Below are 25,585 nucleotides of genomic sequence, written 5' to 3' on the forward strand. Positions count from 1 at the left end.
CGGCGGCTGGATATGACGCCCGCCGGAAAAAGGGCCCGGCCGGGAGGGCCGTGGAACAATCGGACAGGGTCATCAATACGCCCTTCATCTGTACGGCCGTCCGCCCGCACGTGGTACGGCCGGGTACGACCAGGAGCAGGAGACACAGGACGATGCGCATCGGAGTTCTCACCGCAGGCGGCGACTGCCCCGGGCTGAACGCTGTCATCCGTTCGGTCGTACACAGGGCCCTCGTCGGTCACGGGGACGAGGTCATCGGCTTCGAGGACGGCTTCAAGGGCCTCCTCGACGGTCACTACCGCCCCCTCGACATCAATGCCGTCAGCGGCATTCTGGCCCGGGGCGGCACGATTCTGGGTTCAGCGCGCATGGAGCGCGCCCGCCTGCACGAAGCCGCCGAGAACGCGGCCGAGTTGGCCCGCCGCTACGAGATCGACGCGCTGATCCCGATCGGCGGCGAGGGCACCCTGACGGCCGCCCGCATGCTGTCGGACGCCGGCATGCCGGTCGTGGGCGTGCCCAAGACCATCGACAACGACATCTCCTCCACCGACCGGACCTTCGGCTTCGACACCGCCGTGATGGTCGCCACCGAGGCCATCGACCGCCTGAAGACCACCGCCGAATCGCACCAGCGCGTGATGGTCGTCGAGGTCATGGGCCGCCACGCGGGGTGGATCGCCCTGGAGTCGGGCATGGCCGGCGGCGCCCACGGCATCTGCCTGCCCGAGCGCCCCTTCGAGGTGGACGCCCTGGTGAAGATGGTGGAGGAACGCTTCGCCCGCGGCAAGAAGTTCGCCGTCATCTGCGTCGCCGAGGGCGCGCACCCCGCCGAGGGCTCCATGCCGTACGAGAAGGGCGCCATCGACCAGTACGGTCACGAGCGCTTCGCCGGCATCGGCAACCGCCTCGCGGTGGAGCTCGAACACCGCCTCGGCAAGGAGGCCCGCCCGGTCATCCTCGGCCACGTCCAGCGCGGCGGTACCCCCACCGCCTACGACCGCGTCCTCGCGACCCGCTTCGGCTGGCACGCCGTCGAGGCCGTCCACCGGGGGGACTTCGGCAACATGACCGCCCTGCGCGGCACCGACATCGTCATGGCCCCGCTGGCCTCGGCCGTCACCACGCTGAAGACCGTCCCGGACAACCGGATGTACGAGGCCGAGTCGGTCTTCTGACCCGGCCGCCCGCCGACCCGGCCGGCCGGCGCGGCGACCCGTCAGGCGCCGCCGGTCAGCGCCCAGAACCGGTCCACGATCTCCGCGAGGAACTCCCGGCCCGCGTCCCCGGTCGCGGTCGCGCCTCCGCCGCCCCAGCTCAGGGTGGCGACCATCCGCGACTGGTAGTCGTCGTAGAGCGTCTCCAGGACCCGTTCCAGATGGGCCTTGGGCACCGGCAGCAGCTTGGCCAGCGGCTTCACGTACGCCTGCCAGCGCGTGGTCACCGCACTGCGCAGCAGCCCGGCCAGCTCCTCGTGCTTGCCGGTCGCCGTCACGAACTGGGCCAGCGTCAGGCCGAGCACCGAGGCGAGGGCGGCGGACTGCCGCTCGTTGCCCTTCCAGCGCCCGGTGTCCTCCATCTTCTGGTACGAGCCGGCGTCCAGCCCGATCCTGCGGGCCAGGTCTTCGGGGTCCAGGCCGCGCGCCATGCGGTGTTCCCGCAGGGTGACCGGCTCGGCGAGCAGTTCCCCGGGGGAACACCACAGGACGCCGGCGAGCGCGGTGAGTTCGGCTCCGGTGGGCGACTGTTCGCCCCGCTCCCAGGCCATCACGGTCTCGGGCGCGACGAGCAGGCCGTACTGGGCCCGCAGGCCGTAGGCGACATGTCCGGGAGCCATGCCCAGGGCCGCGCGGAGCCTGCGCGCGGCGGGGGCATTGAAAGGGGGGCTGGAGTGCACACGGCACACCGTAGGAGCGCCCAAGGCATGGCGACTACAGACCGTTCAAACAAGCTGATAACTCGTAGGAAAGTCCTAGGGAGTTCGCCGCTTTGGGCGGGTTTCCCGGCGACTGTCCGGTAATCGGATCGATTCATGATCCATGCACAGCGTAAAGATCAGGCCATGCCGCCGCAGGCGGGTCGGAGAACCCGGGAAGTGATCCCCGTCACAGACCTCGAACCGGTCATTCCTCTCGTACGTGATCCATGACGGGGGCCCTCGCATACGGGGGTGGCGAGGGCCCCGCAGCCGCTCTCCTGCCCTTGCCCTTGCCCTTGCCCTTGCCTTGACGTCGGCGTCAAGGAATACGGTCGTTCCCATGCGCATCGGCGAACTGGCGAAGCGGGCCGGGACCAGCACACGGACCCTGAGGTACTACGAATCGCGCGGGCTGCTGGCCGCCCGGCGGACCGACAACGGCTACCGCGACTACGACGAGGACGACCTGCGTCTCCTGCGGGAGATCCGCACGCTCCAGGACTTCGGCTTCGACCTGGAGGAGACCCGCCCCTTCGTCGACTGCCTGCGCGCCGGCCACCCCGCCGGGGACTCCTGCCCGGCCTCCCTGGCCGTCTACCGGCGCAAGCTCGCCGAGCTGGACGGCCTCATCGACCGCCTGTCCGACGTACGCGCGCAGGTCGCCCGGCAGCTGGCCGAAGCGGAGGCACCCGCCCCGCGCTGCGAGATGACGGGCTGAGCGCACCGCCGGCAGACCACCGACACGAGAGGGGAACGACATGATCCACACACAGGGCGTCGCCGAAGTGACCGACGCCGACTTCGCCGCCGAGGTACTGCGGGAGCGGGGGCGTGCCGTCCTGGTGAAGTTCACCGCCGACTGGTGCGGGCCCTGCCGCCAGCTCGCCCCCGTCCTGGCCGCCCTCGCCGCCGAGGAGGCCGACCGGCTGAAGGTCGTACGGATCGACGTCGACCGCAACCCCGCCACCACCCTCGCCCACGGGGTCCTCGCCACCCCGACGATGCTCCTCTTCCGCGACGGCCAACCCGTACGGCAGCTGGTCGGCGCCCGCGCCAAGCGCAAGCTGCTCCAGGAGCTGGAAGAGCACCTGGAGCAGCACCCCGAGCGGCGCGCGGAGGCTACGGCCTGAGCCACACCGTCGCCAGCGGCGGCAGCGTCATCCGCAGGCTCGCCGCCCGCCCCTGGGCCGGCACCGGTTCCGGCTTCAGGGGCCGGCCGTGGTGGACGCCGCTGCCGCCGTACAGCTCCAGGTCGGTGTTGAGGACCTCCCGCCACAGCGGGACCTCCTCCGGAACCCCGATCCGGTACCCGTGCCGCACCACCGGCGAGAAGTTCGACACGCACAGCAGCTGCGAGCCGTCCCGCGCGTACCGCAGGAAGGCGAAGACGTTGTCCTCCGCCGCGTCCGCCTCCACCCAGGCGAAACCCTCCGGCACGGTGTCGCGCTCCCACAGCGCGGGCGTCGCCGCGTAGGTGTGGTTCAGGTCGCGCACGAGGTCGCGCACGCCCCGGTGGTCGCCGGCCGCCGAGTAGGAGGAGTCCAGCAGCCACCAGTCCGGCCCGTGGCTCTCCGACCACTCCGACCCCTGGGCGAACTCCTGCCCCATGAAGAGCAGTTGCTTGCCCGGGTGGGCCCACATGAAGCCCAGGTACGCGCGGTGCGTGGCCCGTTGCTGCCACCAGTCGCCCCCCGGGATCTTCGACACCAGAGCGCTCTTGCCGTGCACCACCTCGTCGTGGGAGATCGGCAGCACGTAGTTCTCGCTGAAGGCGTAGATCATCCCGAAGGTCATGTCGTGGTGGTGGTACTTGCGGTGCACCGGTTCCTTCGAGACGTACCGCAGGGTGTCGTGCATCCACCCCATGTTCCACTTCAGCCCGAAGCCCAGCCCGCCGCCGTCCGTCGGCCGGGTCACGCCGTTCCAGGCGGTGGACTCCTCCGCGATGGTCATCACCCCCGGGCAGCGCCGGTACACGGTGGCGTTCATCTCCTGCAGGAACGACACCGCGTCCAGGTTCTCCCGGCCGCCGTGCTCGTTGGGCGTCCACTCGCCCTCGTTGCGCGAGTAGTCCAGGTACAGCATCGAGGCCACCGCGTCCACGCGCAGCCCGTCCACGTGGAACTCCTCGCACCAGTACACGGCGTTGGCGACGAGGAAGTTGCGGACCTCCTTGCGCCCGTAGTCGAACTCCAGCGTCCCCCAGTCCGGGTGCGCGGACCGCCGCGGGTCCTCGTGCTCGTACAGCGGCCGCCCGTCGAACTCCGCGAGCGCCCAGTCGTCCCGCGGGAAGTGCGCCGGCACCCAGTCGACGATCACGCCGATCCCGGCCCGGTGCAGCGAGTCCACGAGGAAGCGGAAGTCGTCCGGCGTGCCCATCCGCGAGGTCGGTGCGTAGAAACCGGTGACCTGGTACCCCCACGAGCCGCCGAAGGGGTGCTCGGCGACCGGCATCATCTCCACGTGCGTGAAGCCCAGCTCCTTGACGTACGCGGGCAGCTGCTCGGCGAGCTGCCGGTAGCTGAGCCCCGGCCGCCAGGAGGCCAGGTGCACTTCGTACACCGACAGCGGGGCCTGGTGCGGGGGGCGGGCGCCGCGCGTGGCCATCCACTCCGCGTCCTGCCACTCGTACTGCGAGGCCGTGACCACCGAGGCGGTCGCCGGCGGGAGCTCCGCGGAGCGGGCCATCGGGTCGGCGCGCAGCGTGCGGCTGCCGTCCGGCCGGGTGATGTCGTACTTGTACAGCGTCCCGGCGCCCACCCCTGGAAGGAAGAGCTCCCAGACACCGCTGGCACCCAGCGAGCGCATCGGGTAGGCGACCGAGTCCCAGTACGAGAAGTCGCCGGCGATCCGTACGCCCTGGGCGTTCGGCGCCCACACCGTGAACCGGGTCCCCGCCACCCCCTGGTGTTCCATCGGCTGCGCGCCGAGCGCCGTCCACAGCTCCTCGTGCCGGCCCTCGCCGATCAGGTGCAGGTCCAGCTCGCCGAGGGCGGGCAGGAACCGGTAGGGGTCGTGGACCTCCGTCTCGTCGCCGTCGTACGCCACCAGCAGCCGGTAGTCCGGCACCTCGGTCAGCGGCAGCAGCCCGGAGAACAACCCGTCGCCCTCGTCGAGGAGTTGGGCCCGCAGCCCCTTGGCGACGACGGTCACCGTCTTCGCGTACGGGCGCAGCACGCGGAAGGTCACGCCGCCGCGTTGGGTATGGGCGCCCAGCACCGCGTGCGGATCGTGGTGGCGGCCCTCCAGCAGCCGGGCCCGTTCCTCCGCCGCGAGCGCGGGCGCCGGGCGGACGCCGTGGGGCGGTGCGGCCCGTCGGGCCCTGGGGGTACGGGGCCCCCGGCCGGCGCCCGAGGAGGCGGGGGCCGCCTTCGCGGGTTGCGGCGCGGCTTCCTCGGGGGCGGTCGGTGTCGGTGACGGCTGTCGTGCGGCGCTCACGCGAGCGGCCTCCTCGGGGGCTTCGGGTGGGGTTGGGGCGCGGTGCCGGGGGTCGGCGGGGGCATGCGGTGGGCGGGGCGCTGCGGCTGCGACAGCCGCCGGATCGCCGCCATCGGGACGTGCAGCCAGTCGGGGCGGTGGCGGGACTCGTAGCGGGCCTCGTACACGGCCTTGTCGGTCTCGTAGGCGCGCAGCAGTACGGGGTCTTCGCGCGGGTCGCGGCCGGTGGTGCGGGCGTAGCCCTCGCAGAACGCCGACCGGCAGGCGTCCGCCCAGGCGGGGGCGAAGGGCCGGTGGGAGCGGGCCGCGTAGTCGAAGGAGCGCAGTATCCCGGCGATGTCCCGCACGGCCGGTTCGGGGCGGCGGCGGTCGGCGAGGGGGCGGGCCGGTTCGCCTTCGAAGTCGATCAGTGCCCAGGAGCCGTCGGCGGTGCGCAGGGTCTGTCCGAGGTGCAGGTCGCCGTGGATGCGCTGGGCGGGCACCCCCGCTCCCCGGGAGCCGGCGAGGGCGTCGAAGGCGCCGCGCAGTCCCGCCTCGTAGGGCTGGAGGGCGGGTACCTCGCGGGCGGTGGCGGCCAGTCGGGCGGTCATGCCGGCCGCGAGCCGGGCCGTCTGCTCGGGGCCGAGGGCCAGGGTGGGCAGGGCGTCGGCGAGGGTGCTGTGCACCTCGGCGGTGGCCCGGCCCAGCGCGTGGGCCTCGGCGGTGAAGTCGGCGCCGGCGTCGAGTCTGCGCAGGGCGAGCTGCCAACCGTCGTCGGAGCCGCGCAGGTAGGGCTGCAGGACGCCCAGGGTCAACGGTTCTCCACCGGGCAGCTCGGCCTCGTACCAGGCGACCGGCGCGGGGACGCGGCGGCAGCCGGCGGCGGCCAGGGCTCTGGGCAGTTCCAGGTCCGGGTTGACGCCGGGGCCCACCCGGCGGAAGACCTTCAGGATGTACGCGTCCCCGTAGATCAGCGAGGAGTTGGTCTGTTCCCCGGACAGCGGGCGGGGGGTCAGCCCCGCTGGGACGGGTGCGTCGGGGTCCCGGTCGAAGCGCAGCGGGCCGAGGGCCCCGGGGGCGCGCAACCGTTCCAGCAGGAGCGCGGCGAGCCGTGGGTCGCCGAGCGCCTCGTACATCGCCCGGCCCGCGTACGGGCCCTCCTTCGGGTACCCGATCAGCGCGGGTGCCAGGGCGGGCGGCAGGGGGGACGGGCGGCTGCCGAGCAGGAGTTGGTAGCAGTCCCCGTCCACGTCGAGCAGCAGGTGCAGCAGGCCCGGCGTGGAACCGGGCGGCAGGAGTTCGGCCGCCGAGACGGTCCGCAGTCTCCTGATGGCGCGTCCCTTGCCGGCGAACCAGCGTTGCGCGGGCAGCCAGGCCCGCAGCATCGGCTCCAAGGGGCCGAGCCCCGCGGCCCGGTCGGCGGTGAGCCGGCTCCGGGCGGATGCAGCCTCCGACATGGCGTCGCGTCCTTTCCCCGGGCCGTCACAGAATGCGCAGAGTGTCCCGGATGTGCGGCAGTTGCTACTCCGGTATGTGCGAGTGTCGGGTCAGGATGATCCGTACAGGGGCGGGCGGCTGACCCGTTCGGGCGACCCGCCCCCTTGGGGTGGCGCTCGGTTACTCGTTCCGCAGGCGGAACCAGTAGAAGCCGTGGCCCGCCAGGGTCAGCAGGTACGGCCATTCGCCGATCGGCGGGAAGCGCACGTCGCCCGTGAGTTCCACGGGCACCCGCCCGTTGAACGACCGCAGGTCCAGTTCGGTGGGCTGCGCGAAGCGGGAGAAGTTGTGCACGCACAGCACCAGGTCGTCCCCGAACTCGCGCAGGAACGCGAGCACCGCCGGGTTGGACGAGGGCAGTTCGGTGTACGAGCCGAGGCCGAAGGCCGGGTTGGCCTTGCGGATCTCGATCAGTCGCCGGGTCCAGTGCAACAGCGAGGAGGGCGACGCCATGGCCGCCTCGACGTTGGTGACCTGGTACCCGTAGACCGGGTCCATGATGACCGGCAGGTTCAGCCTGCCCGGATCGCAGGAGGAGAAACCGGCGTTGCGGTCCGGGGTCCACTGCATCGGCGTGCGCACGCCGTCGCGGTCGCCGAGCCAGATGTTGTCGCCCATGCCGATCTCGTCGCCGTAGTAGAGCACCGGCGAGCCGGGCAGCGACAGGAGCAGGGCGGTGAACAGCTCCATCTGGTTGCGGTCGTTGTCCAGGAGCGAGGCGAGCCGGCGCCGGATGCCGATGTTGGCCCGCATGCGCGGGTCCTTGGCGTACTCGGCGTACATGTAGTCGCGTTCTTCGTCCGTGACCATTTCGAGGGTCAGCTCGTCGTGGTTGCGCAGGAAGATGCCCCACTGGCAGCGTTCCGGGATCGCCGGTGTCTTCGCCAGGATTTCGGAGACCGGGTAGCGGGACTCCCGTCGCACGGCCATGAAGATGCGCGGCATGACGGGGAAGTGGAACGCCATGTGGCATTCGTCCCCGCCCTTCGCGAAGTCCCCGAAGTAGTCGACCACGTCCTCGGGCCACTGGTTGGCCTCGGCGAGGAGCACGGTGTCGGGGTAGTGCGCGTCGATCTCGGCGCGCACGCGCTTGAGGAGGCGGTGGGTGCGGGGGAGGTTCTCGCAGTTGGTGCCCTCCTCCGCGTACAGGTAGGGCACGGCGTCGAGGCGGAAGCCGTCGATGCCCAGGTCCAGCCAGAAGCGCAGCGCGGAGATGATCTCCTCGACGACGGCCGGGTTCTCGTAGTTGAGGTCCGGCTGGTGCGAGAAGAAGCGGTGCCAGTAGTACTGCTTGCGTACCGGGTCGTACGTCCAGTTCGAGGTCTCGGTGTCGACGAAGATGATGCGGGCGTCCTGGTACTGCTTGTCGTTGTCGGCCCACATGTAGTAGTCGCCGTACGGTCCGTCCGGGTCCTTGCGCGACTGCTGGAACCACTCGTGCTGGTCGCTGGTGTGGTTCATGACGAAGTCGATGATCACCCGCATGCCGCGGGTGTGCGCCGCGTCCACGAACTCCACGAAGTCGGCGAGGTCGCCGAACTCGGGCAGCACGGAGGTGTAGTCGGAGACGTCGTAGCCCCCGTCGCGCAGGGGCGAGGCGAAGAACGGCGGCAGCCACAGGCAGTCGACGCCGAGCCACTGGAGGTAGTCCAGCTTGGCCGTGAGCCCCTGGAGGTCCCCCACGCCGTCGCCGTTGCTGTCGTGGAAGGAGCGGACGAGGACCTCGTAGAAGACGGCCCGCTTGAACCAGTCGGGATCGCGGTCCTTGGCGGGGGTGTCCTCGAAGGTGTCGTGGACGGGATCGTTGATCATCATGTGGTGGGTGACCCTCCGGTGGGCGGGGACGGTCGCAGGGCGGCCAGTACGTGCGCGGGTGTGCGGCCCGGTTCCAGACGCACGTAGTTCGCCCTGCCCCAGTGATAGGTGTCGCCGGTGAGCTCGTCGCGCACCGCGAGGGACCCGTGCCAGTCGAGGCCGAGTACCGGCATGTCCAACGAGACCGTCGCCTCCTGGGTGTGGTGCGGATCGAGGTTGACGACCACCAGTACGGAATTGCCTGCGGCGTGCTTCGAATAGGCGATCACCTGTTCGTTGTCGGTCGTGTGGAAGTGGAGGTCCCGCAACTGCTGGAGGGCGGGATTGCGTCGGCGCATCCGGTTCAGCGCGGTGATCAACGGGGCGATGGTGCGGCCCTCGCGTTCGGCGGCGGCCCAGTCGCGCGGGCGCAGCTCGTACTTCTCGGAGTTCATGTACTCCTCGCTGCCCGCGCGGACCGGCTCGTTCTCGCACAGCTCGTAGCCGGAGTAGACGCCCCAGGTGGGGGAGAGGGTGGCGGCGAGGACGGCCCGGACCTCGAAGGCGGGCCGGCCGCCGTGCTGGAGGTACTCGTGGAGGATGTCCGGCGTGTTCACGAAGAAGTTCGGACGCATCACGGACGCCGAACGGGTGTCGGACAGCTCGGTCAGGTATTCGGTCAGCTCGGCCTTGGTGTTGCGCCAGGTGAAATACGTGTACGACTGCTGGAAGCCGATGGCCGCGAGCGCGCGCATCATCGCCGGACGGGTGAACGCCTCCGCCAGGAAGATCACGTCCGGATCGGACTTGTTGATGTCCGCGATCACCTTCTGCCAGAACACGACCGGCTTGGTGTGCGGATTGTCGACCCGGAAGATCCGCACGCCGTGGTCCATCCAGTACCGCAGGATCCGGCAGGTCTCCGCGATGATCCCCGCCATGTCGGTGTCGAAATGGATCGGGAAGATGTCCTGGTACTTCTTCGGCGGGTTCTCCGCGTACGCGATCGTGCCGTCGGCCCGGTGGCGGAACCACTCCGGGTGCTTGTCCACCCACGGGTGGTCCGGCGAGCACTGGAGTGCGAAGTCCAGTGCGATCTCCATGCGCAGGTCGCGGGCGCGCGCGACGAAGGCGTCGAAGTCCTCGATGGTCCCGAGGTCCGGGTGGACCGCGTCGTGCCCGCCCTCCGGGGAGCCGATGGCCCACGGCACACCCGGGTCCCAACTTCCAGCCGAAAGAGTGTTGTTGGGGCCCTTGCGGAAGGTTGACCCGATGGGGTGGATCGGCGGCAGGTACACGACGTCGAAGCCCATCGCGGCGATGGCCGGCAGCCGTTCGGCGGCCGTCCGGAAGGTGCCGCTCACCGGGGCCGAGCCGGGCTCCACCACCGCTCCCTCGGAGCGGGGGAACATCTCGTACCAGGAACCGAAGAGGGCCCGCTTGCGTTCGACGATCAGCGGCAGCGGCTTGGCGGCGGTGACCAGCTCCCGGTACGGGCGCTTGGCGAAGGCCTCGTCCACGGCCGGGGCGAGCGCCGCCGCGTGGCGGCGCTCGACGGGCCGGTCCTCGTCGCGCATGGCGTCGGCGGCGGCCAGCACGGCCTCGCGGCCGTCGCGCTTGGGGATCTTCGCGGCGGCCCGCGCGTAGAGCTCCGCGCCTTCGAGGAGGGTCAGGTCGACGTCCAGGCCGGCCGGGATCTTGACGGCGGCCGTCGCCCGCCAGGTGGCGACGGGATCGCTCCACGCCTCGACGGTGTAGGTCCACCGCCCCTCGACCTCGGCGGACACCCGGGCCCCCCACCGGTCGGTACCGGGGGCCAGCTCGCGCAGCGGCACGGGCGGGCGCAGCCGCCCGCTCGGATCGCGCAGCACGACGTGCGCGGCCACGGCGTCGTGGCCCTCACGGAACACGGTGGCGGAGATCTCGAACACTTCGTCCACCACCGCCTTGGCGGGTCTGGCGCCGCAGTCGACGGCGGGGCGGACGTCCAGCACGGGAATGCGACCGATCATGATGGGATCACCTGGGGGCAGTTCGCAGGGCTCGGTGAGAGGCCGGCCGGGATCGCGGCCGGTAGTGCACGCTCTGTTCGCTCTGTTTCTAGCCGCTCGGAAGACGGCTGGGCTGCGGGCATGGCCGCTCCTGTCCGCGTTCACTCGGGTGGCGGGGAAGGTTGTGGGCGGGTGCTCCGTGCGTGTACCGCGTGTACCCGCTCAGCCCTTCCCACTCTCGCTCCGCCCAATCCGTGCCGTTGGTTAACTACTCGTACGTAGTGGAACGCGGATCACCCGAACACGGGTCCACATCCGTTGAGGCTCCGTCAAGTCGGCGAGGAACCATCGATGCACGAGGTCACACCCCCTGTCACACCCGTCCCGCCCGCCCCACAGCCGGTGCTCCCGCTGCCCTGCGGGATGGTGCTGCGCCCCTGGCGGGAGGCCGACGCGGCAGCGCTCGTCGCAGCCTACGAGGACCCGGGCATCCGGCACTGGAACCGCCCGGAGCCCGAGACGCCGGCCTCCGCCGTGGCGCGTATCCGCCGTTGGCACGGCCGCTGGGCCGACGGCGAGGCGGCGATGTGGGCCCTGGCCGCGCCCGGCCCGCACGAGGCGGTCGGGTCGATCGGAATCGCCGACATCGACCGGCGCGAGGCGAGCGCCGAGTTCCTCTACTGGCTGCTGCCCGAGGGTCGAGGCCGCGGCGCGATGGAACAGGCCGTGCGGGCCGTGTCCCACTGGGCTTTCACCTCCGGCGGGCTGCACCGGCTGCGGATCTGCCACTCCGTGGCCAACCCCGCCTCCTGCGCCGTCGCCACCCGCGCCGGCTTCCCGCTGGAGGGCACCCTGCGCGAGGCGCTGCGGCACGACGACGGCTTCCACGACGAACACCTCCACGCCCGCCTCGCGACCGACGGCCCCGTGCTCGCGCAGCCGGCCGCCGGTCTCTGAGCGCTTTCCGAAGGGCTGTTCAGGGGTCGGGCTACCGGTGGTACGGGGGGAGAATGCGCGGCATGGGTCTGACGGAGCAGCTGGCAAGTCCCGATCCGCGGGAGCGGGAGGCCGCCGCGTGGGCCGTGGCGGCCGCGGTGTGGGACCCCGACACCGAATCGGTACTCGCCGCCGCCCTCACCGCGGCCGCCCGAGTCGAGGAGGACCCCGCCGCGCGGCGGGCCCAACTGGAGGCGCTCCCGGCCGTCGAAGGGGGCCTGTCCGACGCCGACCTGGAGCGGCTCGGCCGACTCCTCCCGGCGCCGGCCGCTCTGGAACGCCTCCTCGCCCGCGCCGGCCGGCTCCAGGTCTGCGCCCCCGCCCGACCCAGCGGCGCGGCCACCCTCACGGAGGTGCGCTGCCTGCGCGGGGCCCCGTACGCCGGGCTCGGGCTGCGCACCCCGGACGGGGCCTGGGTGGTGCTGGAGCGCATCGAGTTCCAGGGCCGGGCCGTCGCCCGCCTCGACACCGGCCGCACCGCCCGCGTCCTGCTCTCCGGGCCGGGGGCGCGCGGCCTGGGGGAGTGGGACCGGCTGGAGGCCGACCCCGCGCGCGGGAGTGCGTACGCCTGCTGCGGGCGCCCGACCCGCGCGTGCGGGAAGGCGCCGCCGCCGGCGCCGCGGACTGGCCCGACTCCTGGGACCGCGACTCCGGACGCCTGCTGTGCGCCGCCCTGGCCCGCGCAGCCCGCGCCGAACCCGACCAGGCCGCCCTGGAATCCCAGCTGCACGCCCTCCTGCGGCTCGCCGACCACCTCGCGCCCCCGGCCCTCGCCCTGCTGCGCACCCTGGACCGGGCGGTCGTGCCGCCGCCACTGCGTCCCTACCTGGACGACCTGTTGGCCCCCTGACGCGCCACGGACCCGCCGCGCCGGGCGAGGCACCATGGTCGTTCCGCGGCTGCGACGCTAGCCTTCCGGGGGCGATGCGCGGGTGCACAGCGTGGTGCGGCCGCTCCTGTCCGTCATCCCCTGCGAAGGTGGAACACGTGAAGGCTATCCGTCGATTCACCGTGCGCCCCGTCCTACCGGAACCCCTGATGCCGCTCGCCGAACTGGCGCGCAACCTGCGCTGGTCCTGGCATACGGAAACCCGCGAACTCTTCCAATCCGTCGACCCCGAGGGCTGGCAGGCAGCCGGCGGTGACCCCGTCCGGCTCCTCGCCGCCGTACCCGCCGCCCGGCTCGCCGAACTCGCCGCCGACCGGCGCTTCCTGCGCCGCCTGGCCGTCGCCGTCGCCGACCTCGACGACTACGTCCACGGCGGCCGCTGGTACCAGACCAACGAGAACGCCACCGACCTACCCGCCACCATCGCCTACTTCTCCCCCGAGTTCGGCATCACCGCCGCCCTCCCCCAGTACTCCGGCGGGCTCGGGATCCTCGCCGGCGACCACCTCAAGGCCGCCAGTGACCTCGGCGTGCCGATCATCGGCGTCGGGCTCCTCTACCGCCACGGATACTTCCGCCAGTCGCTCTCCCGCGACGGGTGGCAGCAGGAGCACTACCCCGTCCTCGACCCCCACGAACTGCCCCTCGCGATGCTCCGCGACGCGGAAGGCACCCCCACCCGCGTCTCGCTCACCCTCCCCGGCGGCCGGTCGCTGCACGCGCAGGTCTGGCAGGCCGTCGTCGGACGCGTACCGCTGCTCCTGCTCGACTCCGACGTCGAGGACAACGACAGCGGCGCCCGCGAGGTGACCGACCGCCTCTACGGCGGCGGCAGCGACCACCGCCTCCTCCAGGAGATGCTCCTCGGCATCGGCGGGGTCCGCGCCGTCCGCGCCTACTGCCGGATCACCGGCCACCCCGACCCCGAGGTCTTCCACACGAACGAGGGACACGCCGGGTTCCTCGGCCTCGAACGCATAAGGGAACTGGACGGGGAGCAGGGCCTCGGCTTCGACGCCGCCGTCGAGGCCGTCCGCGCCGGAACCGTGTTCACCACCCACACCCCCGTACCCGCCGGCATCGACCGCTTCGAGCGCTCCCTCGTCGCCCGCCACTTCGGCGAGGGCGGGGAGCTGCGCGGCGTACCCGTCGACCGGATCCTGGAGCTCGGCGCCGAGACCTACCCCGGCGGCGATCCCGGCGTGTTCAACATGGCCGTCATGGGCCTGCGCCTGGCCCAGCGCGCCAACGGCGTCTCCACCCTCCACGGATCCGTCAGCCGGGAGATGTTCGCCGGCCTCTGGCCGGGCTTCGACGCCGCCGACGTGCCCATCACGTCCGTCACCAACGGCGTCCACGCCCCGACCTGGGTCGCCCCCGAGGTCATGCGGCTCGGCGCCCGACAGATCGGCGCCGGCCGCGCCGAGGACGCCCTCGCGGTCGGCGCCTCCCCCCGCTGGGACGCCCTCGCGCAGATCCCCGACCAGGACGTGTGGGACGTACGCCGCATCCTGCGCGAGCAGCTCGTCCAGGAGGTGCGCGACCGGCTGCGCGCCTCCTGGAAGCAGCGCGGCGCCGCCGACGCCGAACTCGGCTGGGTGGACTCCGTCCTCGACCCGGACGTCCTGACCATCGGCTTCGCCCGCCGCGTGCCCTCCTACAAGCGGCTCACGCTGATGCTCCGCGACCCCGAGCGGCTGCGCCGGCTGCTGCTGGACCCCGACCGGCCCGTGCAGATCGTCGTCGCCGGCAAGGCGCACCCCGCCGACGACGGCGGCAAGCGCCTCGTCCAGGAACTGGTCCGCTTCTCCGACGACCCCCGGGTGCGCCACCGGATCGTGTTCCTGCCCGACTACGGCATGGCCATGGCGCAGAAGCTCTACCCGGGCTGCGACGTCTGGCTCAACAACCCGCTGCGCCCCCTGGAGGCCTGCGGCACCAGCGGGATGAAGGCCGCGCTCAACGGCTGCCTCAACCTGTCGGTGCTGGACGGCTGGTGGGACGAGTGGTTCGAGCCCGACTTCGGCTGGGCCATCCCCACGGCCGACGGACTCGGCACCGACGAGGACCGGCGTGACGACCTGGAGGCGAGCGCCCTCTACGAGCTGATCGAGGAGCGCGTCGCGCCCCGCTTCTACGACCGGGCCGGGCGGGCCGGACTGCCCGTGCGCTGGATCGAGATGGTCCGCCGCACCCTGGTGTCCCTGGGGCCCAAGGTGCTCGCGGGGCGGATGGTGCGGGAGTACGTGGAGCGGCTCTACGCGCCCGCCGCGCTCGCCCACCGCTCCCTCGACCCCACCGCCGCGCGGGACCTCGCCTGGTGGAAGGGCCGGGTCCGGGCGGCCTGGCCGCGGGTGGCCGTCGAGCACGTCGAGGCCGTCACGGCGGCCCCGGTCGCCGGCACCGCCGAACTGGGCGCCACCCTCACCCTGCGGGTGCGGGTCGCGCTCGATCCGCTGGCCCCCGAGGACGTGGAGGTGCAGGCCGTCGCCGGCCGGGTCGACGCCCAGGACGTGATCCGGGACGGGCGGACCTTCCCGCTCAAGCCCGCCGCCGGCCCCGACCTGGAGGGGCGCTGGGTGTACGAGGGGCCGCTGGCCCTCGACCGGACGGGCCCGTTCGGCTACACCGTACGGGTCCTGCCCACGCACCCGCTGCTGGCGAGCCCGGCCGAACCGGGGCTGATCGCGGCCCCGGTGGACACCGACGCGGTGGGCGGCGTCCTGCTGCGCTGACACGCTCCACGAGGCGGGCGGCGGGTCCACCGGCCGCCCGTCCTCGCCCGGCACCTCCCGCCCCCGGCCCCGCCCGGGGGCGAGGCGGATGGCTCCCGGGCTCGCTCCGGGAGGGTGAACCTTCGAACACACTCCGCATGCCGAAACGTCTCCGCACAGGGGTCCGCTCCTACGCTGCCACGCGGATGTCCACCGGACCGGGCATCCGCCGACCAAGAGAAACGGACCCCACATGCGACTTCGCACCACGGCCGCGGCCCTCCTCGCGTCCCTCGCCCTCGTCGTGCCCACCGCCGGAACGTCCCTGGCGGACGACCACGACCGCGACCTCGGCGAACTGCACTACCGCTTCGCCGACGACGAGGGTGACGTGCGCCGCGCGACCATCCATCCCGGTGACAACGACACCTGCTACCGACTGACGCACACCGGTCGCAACCGTTCGGCCTTCGAGGTGAAGAACGACACGGAGTCGCTGGCCCTCCTCTTCGAGGGCAGCAGCTGTGGCGGCAACCCCCAGGAGATCCTGGCCCCGGGTGAGCGGGCGCGGGACCTGGACGTCCGCTCGGTCTTCTTCAAGCCCACCGACGATGACGACGACCACGGCCACCACGGCCGCCACGACGATGACGACTGGGACGACCGGGACGACTGGAGCGACGACGACCGCAGCCGCAGCCGCGGCCGCGTCGGCGGACAGCAGGGGCGGAGCAGCCTCCAGGACCGGGCCATGAGCGAGAGCGGCATCTTCGGCCCCGTCACCCGCTCCATGCGCTGAGCCCGGAACGTGGAACAGGGCCGCCCGGGGGAGTCCTCTCCCGGGCGGCCCCGTCGGTCTGACGGTTCAGCGCGTGCTCATCGGATCCGGGGTGCGGATCAGAAGGTGAGCTTCCAGCTGTTGATGTAGCCGACGTCGGCGCCCGCCATGTCGGCGACGCGGAGCTTCCAGACACCCTGGGCGACCTCGGAGGAGGCGTTCACGGTGAAGGCCTGGACGATGTTGTCCGCGCTGCCGCCGGTGCGGTTGCGCAGGTTGTACAGCGAGCCGTCGGGGGCGACCAGGTCGACCTTCAGGTCACCGACGTAGGTGTGGACGATGTTGACGTCCACCTTCAGGGTGCTCGGCGCGTTGCCCGTGCGGGTGACGGTGATCGGCGACTCGACCGTGGAGTTGTCCGCGATCTGGTAGTCGTTCGTGTTCTCGAAGACGTTCTGCTGGGCGGTGCCGACCGTCCAGGTGAAGGACGCCGTGCCGGTCTGGTTCTGCGCGTCGCGCACCGTGACGGTCACGTTGGACGTGGCCGCGGTGGTGGCGGTGCCCGAGATCAGGCCGGTCGAGGAGTTGATCGACAGACCGGCCGGCAGGCCGGTGGCCGAGTAGGTCAGGGCACCCGGGTTGGTGCTGGTGGCCTGGACCTGGAGGCTCACCGCGGTGTTGATCTGGGTGACCTGGTTGGCGATCGGGGTGACCGTCACGCCGTTGTTGATGCGTCCGCCGACGGCGACGCCGGCCCACGCGTTGGCCACGTTGTTGTACGTGGCCGAGCCCTGGCCGTAGAGGTCCGCGGCGGCCTGGAGGGTCGCGGTGCGGGCGGCGGCGTAGTTGGTGTTCGACTTGAAGTAGCCGACCGTCAGCGCGCGGAACCAGATCTTCGAGGCGGCGTCACGGCCGATCGCGGTGACCGGGAGGCCGTCCGCGGTGGGGGAGTCGTAGCTCACGCCGTTGACGACCTTGGCGCCGGAGCCCTCGGAGGCCAGGTAGTACCAGTGGTTGGCCGGGCCCGAGGAGTAGTGGACGTCGATGGAGCCGATGCCCGAGTACCAGTTGTCCTTGGACGAGCCGTCCTTGCTGGGCTTGTCCATGTAGCGCAGCGGGGTGCCGTTGCCGCGGATGTCGATCTTCTCGCCGACCAGGTAGTCGCCGACGTCCTGGGGGTTGTTGGCGTAGAACTCGACGGCCGCGGCCATGATGTCCGAGGTGGCCTCGTTCAGACCGCCGGGCTCACCGCTGTAGGTCATGTTGCCGGTGACCGAGGTCAGGCCGTGGGTCATCTCGTGCGCGGCCACGTCGGTGGAGGTGAGCGGCTTGGCGTTGCCCTCGCCGTCGCCGTAGGTCATGCAGAAGCAGGAGTCGTCCCAGAAGGCGTTGACGTACGCGTTGCCGTAGTGGACCCGGCTGTACGGGGACACGCCGTCGTTGCGCAGGCCGTTGCGGCCGTGGACGTTCTTGTAGTAGTCCCACGTGACGGCCGCGCCGTAGTGCGCGTCCGCGGCGGCGGTCTCCAGGTTGGAGGGCGAGCCGTTGCCCCACACGTCGTCCGGGCCGGAGAAGAGCGTTCCGGTGCCGGAGGAGCCGCGGTTGAGGTTGTAGGTCCTGTGGTTGCCGCGCGTGGCGTCGGTCAGCGTCCAGTTGCTGCCCGACTGCGAGGTACCGAGGGTGACCTGGCCGCTGTACATGGTGTTGCCGGTGCCGGTCTCGATGGCCTGCCACTCGGTGATCTTCGCGCCGGTCTTGGCGTTGGTGACCACGTGCAGCTCGTTGGGCGTGCCGTCGTGCTGGAGGCCGCCGACGACGGTCTCGTAGGCGAGGACCGGGGCGCCCTCGGCCGCCCAGATCACCTTGCGGGCGTTCTTGGAGGCCTTGGCCTCCTTCGAGCCCTCGGCGTTGGCGGCCGAGATGGCCTGGCCCTCGGCGGCGGACGGGGTGACCGTGGCGTCCGTGTCCGGGACCTTGATCTCGTGGTGGGTCGCCTTGGTCACGCTCTTGGTGACACCGCCCTTGGCGTGGACGGTGAGGTCACCGCCGAGCACGGGCAGACCGTCGTAGGTCCGCTCGTAGGAGGTGTGCGTGGTGCCGTCCGCGTCCTTGACCACATCGCGGACGACCAGCTTCTCACCGGCACCGAGGCCCAGGGCCTTGGCCGCCTGCGCGGTCGTCGAGTTGGCCTCGGCAAGGAGCGTCGCACGCTCCGAAGCGCTGAGTTTGAGGTTGGCCGCGCCCGGGTTGGGCTGGGCGGCCGTGGCGGCCTGCGACGCGGTGGCGTCGGCGGTTGCGGAGCCGGCCTGTATGCCTACGGCGAGCAGGGCCGCCGCGGCTACGAGCGCTCCGACGGCGGTGGCACGCCTTTGGGGGGTGGGACTCAACGCAGACTCCTTCTGCAAGGGGGGGTTCCGGACGGCTGGGTGGGCCTCCGGGCAGATCAGGGCTGGTGCGATGAACGGTCGAAGAGTGCCGGCTGTGGGCCGTGATGTCAGGGCCGCGTCAAAAGGTTGGCTGGAAACGGTTCGTTGTCCGAAGCGACGTATCCGGTATCCGAACCATTCACCTTCGCGTGCGAGGAAGGTGCCGCCGGGACGGAATGGTCGATACCGGTTCCTGACGCGCGGGCAACGAGCGACCTCGTTCACCCAAAGGGCATTTACCGTACGGGCGTTTGTCGTACTGTTTCCCGGTGCGACAGTCGTCCGCCGCTTGGGGAAGCCGCGGGCACGCACCACAGACATAGACCACGTGCCAGGGGGGCCCATGAGGCATGTCCATTTTCCTGCGCAAAGAGTGGCCACGGCGGTCGGACCCGACGGTGCGGCCACCGCCCCGGCCCGACGCATCGGCGACAAGGCCCGCCGGTACCTGCCGGCCGCCGTCGCGGCCGACTTCGTCGGCGCCGCGGTCCCCGTCGGCCTGGTCTTCGACGCCGCCGGCCAGGCACGACCCGTCTCCTGCGCCCTCGCCGCGGCCCTCGCGTGGACCGGCGTACAGGCCCTGCGCCGCCGCTACGCCTCCCGCGCCCTCGGGGAATCCCGCGGAGTCCTGCCCGTCGTACACGACTGGCTGATTCTGATCGGTGTCCTGGCCGTCGTCCGCGTGCTGACGGGCGAGAGCACCCCCCGCCTCGCCGCCCTCGGCGCGCTGCTGCCCGCCCTCCTGATCACCGTCGCCTGCCACAAACTCACCTACCGTCACCTGTCCGCGGCCCGCCGCGAGGCGCAGGCCGTCAGCCGGGTCCTGGTGGTCGGCGAACCGGACGCCGCCGACCACGTCATCGCCCACCTCGCCGCGCGCACCGACCACCCCTACGTGGTCGTCGGCGTGGTCCCCGTCGGCGAAGGCCCCCTGACCGACGGCCCGCCCGTCGCCGCCCGGCTGGACGCGATCATGCCCGAGGCGGCGTACGGCGACTCGGCAGCCGTCATCGGCGCCGTCCGCAGCCACCACGCCGACCTGGTGCTCGTCGCGCCCGGGGCGCGGATCGCGGGCGAGCGGCTGCGCCGGGTGGCGTGGGCCCTGCACGACGAGGGGCTGGAACTGGCCGTCTTCCCCGGCCTGGTGGAGGTCTCCGTCAAGCGGCTGGAGACCCTCTCCGCCGGCGGGCTCGCCGTCCTGCGGGTCGCGCCGCCCGTACGCAGGGGCGTACAGCCCCTGCTCAAGTCGGCGCTCGACCGTGCCGGCGCCGCCGTCGGCCTCGTCCTGCTCTCGCCGTTCTTCCTCGCCGTCGTCCTGGCGATCCGGCTCGGCTCACCCGGCCCGGCCTTCTACAGCCAGCGGCGGATCGGCCGCGACGGCGTGCCCTTCGTGATGTGGAAGTTCCGCACGATGGTGGTGGACGCCGACCGGCGCAAGGCCGAGCTGGCCGGGGCCAACGAGAACGACGGCCTCATGTTCAAGATGCGCCGCGACCCCCGCGTGACCCGCGTCGGCCGGCTCCTGCGCCGCACCTCCATGGACGAACTGCCCCAGCTGGTCAACGTACTGACCGGCAGCATGTCGCTGGTCGGCCCGCGCCCGCCGCTGCCGGAGGAGGTGGCTCGGTACGACGAGGTCGAGCTGCGCCGGCTCTCGGTGCGCCCCGGGATGACCGGGCTGTGGCAGATCAGCGGGCGGTCCGACCTGTCTTGGGACGAAACGATTCAGCTTGATCTGCAGTACGTGGACAACTGGTCCTTCACCAGCGACGTCGACGTCATGGGCCGTACGCTCCGCGCCGTCGTCGACGGTCGCGGGGCGTACTGAGGACTGAGGACTGAGGACTGGAGGGCTGAGTACTCCTGTGGAACCGTCAGTTCGCCCCGGCCCGGTCGTGGTCGAGCCACCAGCGGTACGTCGCGGCGATGCCGTCCTTCAGCGGGATGCCCGGCTTCCAGCCCAGCGAGGTCAGACGCGACACGTCCAGCAGCTTGCGCGGGGTCCCGTCCGGCTTGGAGGTGTCCCAGGCGAGCCGGCCGGCGAAGCCGGTCACCTCGGCGACCGTCTCGGCGAGCGCCTTGATGGTCAGGTCCTCGCCGCAGCCGATGTTGACGGGCTCGTCCCCGTCGTAGCTCTCCAGCAGCACGGCGCAGGCGGCCGCGAGGTCGTCCACGTGCAGGAACTCCCGGCGCGGGGTACCCGATCCCCACAGGATGACCTCCTCGCGGCCCTCGACGGCGGCCTCGTGGAAGCGGCGGACGAGCGCGGGCAGGACGTGCGAGGACTCCAGGTCGAAGTTGTCGCCCGGACCGTAGAGGTTCGTGGGCATCGCCGAGATGTACGAGGCCCCGTACTGCTTGCGGTACGACTGGACCTGCACGATGCCGGCGATCTTGGCCAGGGCGTAGGCCTCGTTGGTGGGCTCCAGCGGGCCGGTCAGCAGGGCGTCCTCACTGATGGGCTGCGGGGCCAGCTTCGGGTAGATGCAGGACGACCCGAGGAACAGCAGACGGCCGACGCCGGCCGCGTGCGATCCGGCGATCACGCTCAGCTGGATCTTGAGGTTGTCCTCCAGGAACTGCACCGGGTACGTGCTGTTGGCCATGATCCCGCCGACCTTGGCGGCGGCCAGCACCACCGCGTCCGGACGGACGTCGCGCAGGTACGCCTCCGTCGCGGCGGCATCGCGCAGGTCGAGGTCGGCGCGGCCGCGGGTGAGCACCTCGTGGCCGTCGGCGGTCAGGCGGCGGGCGACCGCGGACCCCACGAGGCCGCGGTGTCCGGCGACGAAGACACGGGCGTGCGGGGGCAGGAGCGGCGGCGAACTTGTCATACCGCCGATGATGCCAGTCCGCCGCCCCGGGGTTCCGGGGGAGGCCGGCGTGTACGGTACGCATCCCGACGACGGCCCCGGAACGACCACCGAGGCACGGCCTCACCGAACAACGACCGCAACAGCAACAGCGACAGCGACAGCGACAACCAGAAACTCCAGGGGGATCCCACATGGGCAAGACCGCACTGATCACCGGCGTCACCGGACAGGACGGCTCGTACCTCGCAGAGCTCCTGCTCTCCAAGGGCTACACGGTGCACGGTCTCGTGCGGCGGTCCTCCAGCTTCAACACGGAGCGGATCGACCACATTTACCAGGACCCGCAGACGGCGAATCGTTCCTTCGTCCTGCATCACGCCGACCTCTCCGACGGCGTGGCCCTGGTGAACCTGCTGCGCGACATACGCCCCGACGAGGTCTACAACCTGGGCGCCCAGTCGCACGTCCGCGTCTCCTTCGACGCGCCCCTGTACACCGGCGACGTGACCGGCCTCGGCGCGCTGCGGCTGCTGGAGGCCATCCGGGCCAGTGGTGTTGAGACCCGGATCTACCAGGCCTCGTCCTCCGAGATGTACGGCGCCACCCCGCCGCCGCAGAACGAGTCCACCCCGTTCCACCCGCGCAGCCCCTACGGCGCGGCGAAGGTGTTCGCGTACTGGACCACGGTGAACTACCGCGAGGCGTACGACATGTTCGCCGTCAACGGGATCCTTTTCAATCACGAATCCCCGCGCCGCGGCGAGACGTTCGTGACCCGCAAGATCACCCGCGCGGTCGCCCGTATCAAGGCCGGTCTCCAGGACCACCTCTACCTCGGCAACCTCGACGCCGTACGCGACTGGGGCTACGCCCCGGAGTACGTCGACGCGATGTGGCGGATGCTCCAGCAGGACGAGCCGACCGACTACGTGGTGGCCACCGGAGTCGCCGCGACCGTCCGTGAGTTCGTCGAGTCCTCCTTCACCCACGCCGGCCTCGACTGGAACGACCACGTGCGCTACGACCCGAAGTACGAGCGTCCGAGCGAGGTCGACGCCCTGATCGGGGACGCCTCGAAGGCGCGGGAGATCCTTGGCTGGAAGCCGTCCGTCCTGGTCCCCGAATTGGCGCGGATCATGGTCGACGCGGATGTCCGTCAGGTCGAGGACCAACTGGCGGGCGTCAGCGTCCGTATCGACCGCTGAGCCGGCACCGAGGCTCTATATTTCTCCTACGCTTTGCCGTGTCCCGGTCATGAGGGTGGTTCTCCGCGCTTCTGGCCGGGGCAAGCCTGCCGTATGTCCGCAGTGCGCCCTCGTGTCGATCCCCGTTGATTCCAAGTTGGCATGCATTGGCATTCAACGGGTCAAGTGAGGTGACCGGGCCGTCATCTGAGCCCTAGTCTGCGCCTGTACATATGGCTGTTCGGATAGTTCCAGCCATCAAACCGGGCGATTGCCCTGGGGGGCTCATGCGTAGATCCAGAGGGCTGACTGCTGCCCTCGTCCTGTCACTGGCCGGCGCCGGCACCGGTCTGGGCCTGGTGTTGATGCCCGAGGCGTCCGCCATTACGCCGCCGGTGGCCTTCACCGCCGACGAACTGCCCACCTGGCAGCCGAACGGCGTCGTGTTCGCGATGGCCGAGGCGAACGGCACCGTCTTCGCCGGCGGCACCTTCTCCTCCGTCCGTCCGCCCGACGGCAGTGGCAGCGGCCCCGAGCAGGACGCGGTGAACTTCGTCGCCCTCGACGCGGCCACGGGCAATCCCACCTCCTGCAAGCTGGCCTTCACCGTCAGCGACGGCAGCGCGACCGTACGGGCGTTGACCGTCTCGAAGGACGAGAAGACCCTATACGCGGGCGGCTACTTCGGTGCCGTCAACGGCACCCCCGTCTCCAGCGTCGCCGCGATCGACATCGAGACGTGCACCCCCAAGGCCTCCTTCCACCCGGGCTTCCCCGCCACCGTGCGCGCGCTCGCCGTCTCCGACGACACGCTGTACGCGGCCGGTGACTTCGGCGCCGTCGAGGGACAGACCCGCGAGCGCTTCGCCTCGGTCGACTCGACCTCCGGCGCGCTCAAGCCCTTCGTCGCGAACGCCGACGAGCCCGGCCGGGCCCTGCACCTGAGCAACGACGGCAAGAAGCTGCTGATCGGCGGCGACTTCTTCGCCGTCAACGGCGCCACCACGCACGCGCTGGCCGTCGTCGACGCCACCACGGGCGCCGTCGCCAAGACGTACACCAGCATCCCCTCCAACTCGGTCGTCAAGCACATCTCGGCCGACGCGACGGGCTACTACACGGCCAACGAGGGCTCCGGCGGCGGTGTCTTCGACGGCCGCATCGGCCTCGGCGTGGACTTCAACGAGAAGTGGCGCGACCGCTGCCTCGGCGCCACCCAGTACGTGCTGCCGTACGACGGCGTCCTGTACAGCTCCTCGCACGCGCACGACTGCTCCACCGAGCTCGAATTCCCCGACGGCAAGCGGCACTACCTGCTGGCCCAGCCCACCGACCACACCGGCGCCGCCCCCGCGCCCGTGGACGGCTTCGTGCGCGGCCCGCGCAAGCTCGGCTGGCACCCCAACGCCAACGACGGCGTCGGCGAGGGCATCGGCCCGCGCGTCATGTCCGTCGCGGAGAAGAACGGCCTCACGTACATGTGGGTCGGCGGTGAGTTCACCCTCATCAACGGCAAGCCGCAGCAGGCCCTGACCCGCTTCGCCTCCACCGGCGACGTCGGCGCCCCGACCACCCCGGTCGCGAGCGCGGCGAGCGTCAAGCCCGGCGAGGCCCAGGTGCGCTGGCGCACCAGCTACGACCAGGACGACAGCAAGCTCACGTACCGGATCCACCGCAACGGCTCGGCCACCCCCATCCACACCATGACCGCCGACTCCCTGGAGTTCGAGCGGCCGCAGGCCTCCTGGACCGACACCACCGTCAAGGCCGGCCAGTCCTACACCTACCGCGTGAGCGCCACCGACGCCGCCGGCAACACCAGCGCCCTGTCGGCGAACGTCTCCGTCACGATCCCGACCTCGGTCCAGGCCTACCCGGACAAGGTCCGCGCCGACGGCGCGAACCTGTACTGGCGCTACGACGACACCGTGAGCCCCTACGTCGCGGACTCCTCCGTCAGCGGCGACACCAGCGGCATCCAGGTCAACGCCCCGGCGCTGCGCCAGAGCCCCGGCGCCGTCAGCGGCGCGAGCACGGCGATGGGCTTCAACGGCACCAGCCAGCAGGTGTACAGCGACCACCGTCAGAGCGTGGGGGCCGCGTACACCATCGAGACGTGGTTCAAGACGAACACCACGCGCGGCGGCAAGCTGATCGGCTTCGGCAACAACACGGTCAGCAGCAGCGGGAGCTTCGACAAGCAGATCTACATGACCAACACCGGTCGTCTGGTCTTCGGCGTCTACAACGGCTCCGCCCGCACGCTCTCCACCGGTCTCTTCGAGACCTACAACGACAACAAGTGGCACCACGTCGTCGCCACGCAGGGCCCCGGCGGCATGGCGCTGTACGTCGACGGCCAGAACAAGGGCTCGAACAGCATCACCAACCACGCGCCGTACGCCGGTTACTGGCACGTCGGCGGTGACAACCTCAGTGGCTGGCCCAGCCGTCCGACCAGCAACTTCTTCGCCGGGCAGCTCGACGAGACCGCCGTCTACCCGTCGGCGCTCACCCAGGCCCAGGTCAAGTCCCACTTCGACCTGGCCAAGGCCCCGACCGACACGGTCTCCAAGGTCGCCGTGAGCGAGGACACCTACGTCAACCAGGGCGCCCCGAGCACCGCCTACGGCACCGCCAACCAGCTCGCGGTACGCGGCACCTCGGCCTACGAGTCCTACCTGCGCTTCACCCTCCCGGCCGCCCCGGCCGGGCAGGTCCTGAAGGCCGCCTCCCTCCAGGTCAAGACCTCCACCCAGACGGGCGCCGGCAGCGCCGACACCGTCTCCGTGGTCCCGGTCACCGGCACGTGGAGCGGCGCGGGCACCACGTTCAACACCAAGCCCACCCTCGGCACCACCCCGCTCGGCAGCATCGCGGGCGTGCCGGACGGCTCGGCCCTCCAGAGCATCGAGCTGGACACCGCCGCGCTCACCCCGGTGCTGGGCACCACCTACAGCCTGGGTCTGACCAGCGCGGGCACCGACCCGCTGTGGCTGTGGTCCTCGGAGGCGACCGCCGCGGACGCCGCTCCGCAGCTGATCCTCACCTTCGGCCCGAAGTAACACCCCGCACACGCACACCCGCACACCCGCACACCTGCACACCCGCCTGACGGCAGTACGGGGCCCGGCCGCACGCGCCGGGCCCCGTCACTACAGGAGC

Annotated in this window: 17 protein-coding genes; 10 read left to right on the forward strand and 7 right to left on the reverse strand. The window is 71.4% G+C overall.

Features of this window, described 5'->3' with window-relative positions; translation table 11 throughout:
* The first annotated feature begins 152 nt into the window (after nt 1-152).
* Nucleotides 153-1,178, forward strand: coding sequence for an ATP-dependent 6-phosphofructokinase (locus M4D82_RS23105; protein WP_249767865.1), 1,026 nt, complete (start codon nt 153-155; stop codon nt 1,176-1,178).
* A gap of 41 nt (nt 1,179-1,219) precedes the next feature.
* Here the strand turns inward: M4D82_RS23105 and M4D82_RS23110 are convergent, their stop codons facing one another.
* On the reverse strand, nt 1,220-1,837 hold the full coding sequence (locus M4D82_RS23110) for a helix-turn-helix domain-containing protein (RefSeq protein ID WP_249772075.1): 618 nt from the start codon (nt 1,835-1,837) through the stop codon (nt 1,220-1,222).
* 421 nt (nt 1,838-2,258) lie between these two features.
* Here M4D82_RS23110 and M4D82_RS23115 point away from each other — a divergent pair, with 421 nt between their 5' ends.
* Nucleotides 2,259-2,636 (forward strand): MerR family transcriptional regulator, encoded by a 378-nt coding sequence (locus tag M4D82_RS23115; protein WP_249767866.1) that lies wholly within the window; start codon nt 2,259-2,261, stop codon nt 2,634-2,636.
* Nucleotides 2,637-2,676: 40 nt separating this feature from the next.
* Nucleotides 2,677-3,048: a thioredoxin family protein gene (locus M4D82_RS23120; RefSeq protein WP_249767867.1), complete on the forward strand. Its 372-nt coding sequence runs from the start codon at nt 2,677-2,679 to the stop codon at nt 3,046-3,048.
* On the opposite strand, the gene glgB is transcribed toward M4D82_RS23120, so the two are convergent.
* The 4 genes from glgB to M4D82_RS23140 all read right to left on the reverse strand — a co-directional run bounded on the left by glgB (nt 3,038) and on the right by M4D82_RS23140 (nt 10,638).
* Nucleotides 3,038-5,356: a 1,4-alpha-glucan branching enzyme gene (gene glgB / locus M4D82_RS23125; protein WP_249767868.1), complete on the reverse strand. Its 2,319-nt coding sequence runs from the start codon at nt 5,354-5,356 to the stop codon at nt 3,038-3,040. The genes M4D82_RS23120 and glgB overlap by 11 nt on opposite strands.
* Nucleotides 5,353-6,792 carry a maltokinase N-terminal cap-like domain-containing protein gene (locus M4D82_RS23130; protein WP_249767869.1) on the reverse strand — a complete coding sequence of 480 codons (1,440 nt, stop codon included), beginning with the start codon at nt 6,790-6,792 and terminating at the stop codon, nt 5,353-5,355. Before M4D82_RS23130 ends, glgB begins: the two co-directional genes overlap by 4 nt.
* Nucleotides 6,793-6,952: 160 nt before the next feature.
* Complete coding sequence (gene treS / locus M4D82_RS23135) at nt 6,953-8,647, reverse strand: maltose alpha-D-glucosyltransferase (RefSeq protein ID WP_249767870.1); 1,695 nt, start codon at nt 8,645-8,647, stop codon at nt 6,953-6,955.
* Nucleotides 8,644-10,638, reverse strand: a complete 1,995-nt coding sequence (locus M4D82_RS23140) for an alpha-1,4-glucan--maltose-1-phosphate maltosyltransferase (RefSeq protein WP_249767871.1) — start codon at nt 10,636-10,638, stop codon at nt 8,644-8,646. Before M4D82_RS23140 ends, treS begins: the two co-directional genes overlap by 4 nt.
* Nucleotides 10,639-10,968: 330 nt before the next feature.
* Here M4D82_RS23140 and M4D82_RS23145 point away from each other — a divergent pair, with 330 nt between their 5' ends.
* From M4D82_RS23145 to M4D82_RS23160, 4 genes are all read left to right on the forward strand, one after another.
* Complete coding sequence (locus M4D82_RS23145) at nt 10,969-11,574, forward strand: GNAT family N-acetyltransferase (RefSeq protein WP_249767872.1); 606 nt, start codon at nt 10,969-10,971, stop codon at nt 11,572-11,574.
* 62 nt (nt 11,575-11,636) lie between these two features.
* Nucleotides 11,637-12,524, forward strand: a complete 888-nt coding sequence (locus tag M4D82_RS23150) for a hypothetical protein (protein ID WP_249767873.1) — start codon at nt 11,637-11,639, stop codon at nt 12,522-12,524.
* Nucleotides 12,525-12,600: 76 nt separating this feature from the next.
* Entirely contained in the window at nt 12,601-15,237 is a 2,637-nt protein-coding gene (gene glgP, locus M4D82_RS23155) for an alpha-glucan family phosphorylase (RefSeq protein ID WP_249767874.1), read from the forward strand.
* Nucleotides 15,238-15,469: 232 nt separating this feature from the next.
* The gene (locus tag M4D82_RS23160) at nt 15,470-16,015 is read left to right on the forward strand and encodes a hypothetical protein (protein WP_249767875.1); all 546 of its coding nucleotides are present in this window, start codon (nt 15,470-15,472) and stop codon (nt 16,013-16,015) included.
* Between the two features lie 98 nt (nt 16,016-16,113).
* Here the strand turns inward: M4D82_RS23160 and M4D82_RS23165 are convergent, their stop codons facing one another.
* Entirely contained in the window at nt 16,114-18,381 is a 2,268-nt protein-coding gene (locus tag M4D82_RS23165) for a M4 family metallopeptidase (RefSeq protein ID WP_249767876.1), read from the reverse strand.
* Nucleotides 18,382-18,763: 382 nt separating this feature from the next.
* On the opposite strand from M4D82_RS23165, the gene M4D82_RS23170 reads away from it, so the two are divergent.
* Nucleotides 18,764-20,248: a sugar transferase gene (locus M4D82_RS23170; protein ID WP_249767877.1), complete on the forward strand. Its 1,485-nt coding sequence runs from the start codon at nt 18,764-18,766 to the stop codon at nt 20,246-20,248.
* A 46-nt stretch (nt 20,249-20,294) separates the two neighbouring features.
* Here the strand turns inward: M4D82_RS23170 and M4D82_RS23175 are convergent, their stop codons facing one another.
* Nucleotides 20,295-21,254 carry a GDP-L-fucose synthase family protein gene (locus tag M4D82_RS23175; protein WP_249767878.1) on the reverse strand — a complete coding sequence of 320 codons (960 nt, stop codon included), beginning with the start codon at nt 21,252-21,254 and terminating at the stop codon, nt 20,295-20,297.
* A gap of 173 nt (nt 21,255-21,427) precedes the next feature.
* Here M4D82_RS23175 and gmd point away from each other — a divergent pair, with 173 nt between their 5' ends.
* Both gmd and M4D82_RS23185 read left to right on the forward strand, forming a co-directional pair.
* Complete coding sequence (gene gmd / locus M4D82_RS23180; protein ID WP_249767879.1) at nt 21,428-22,441, forward strand: GDP-mannose 4,6-dehydratase; 1,014 nt, start codon at nt 21,428-21,430, stop codon at nt 22,439-22,441.
* A 266-nt stretch (nt 22,442-22,707) separates the two neighbouring features.
* On the forward strand, nt 22,708-25,485 hold the full coding sequence (locus M4D82_RS23185; RefSeq protein WP_249767880.1) for a CBM96 family carbohydrate-binding protein: 2,778 nt from the start codon (nt 22,708-22,710) through the stop codon (nt 25,483-25,485).
* Nucleotides 25,486-25,585: the final 100 nt, after the last annotated feature.

Source organism: Streptomyces sp. RerS4 (genome assembly GCF_023515955.1).
Classification (GTDB): domain Bacteria; phylum Actinomycetota; class Actinomycetes; order Streptomycetales; family Streptomycetaceae; genus Streptomyces.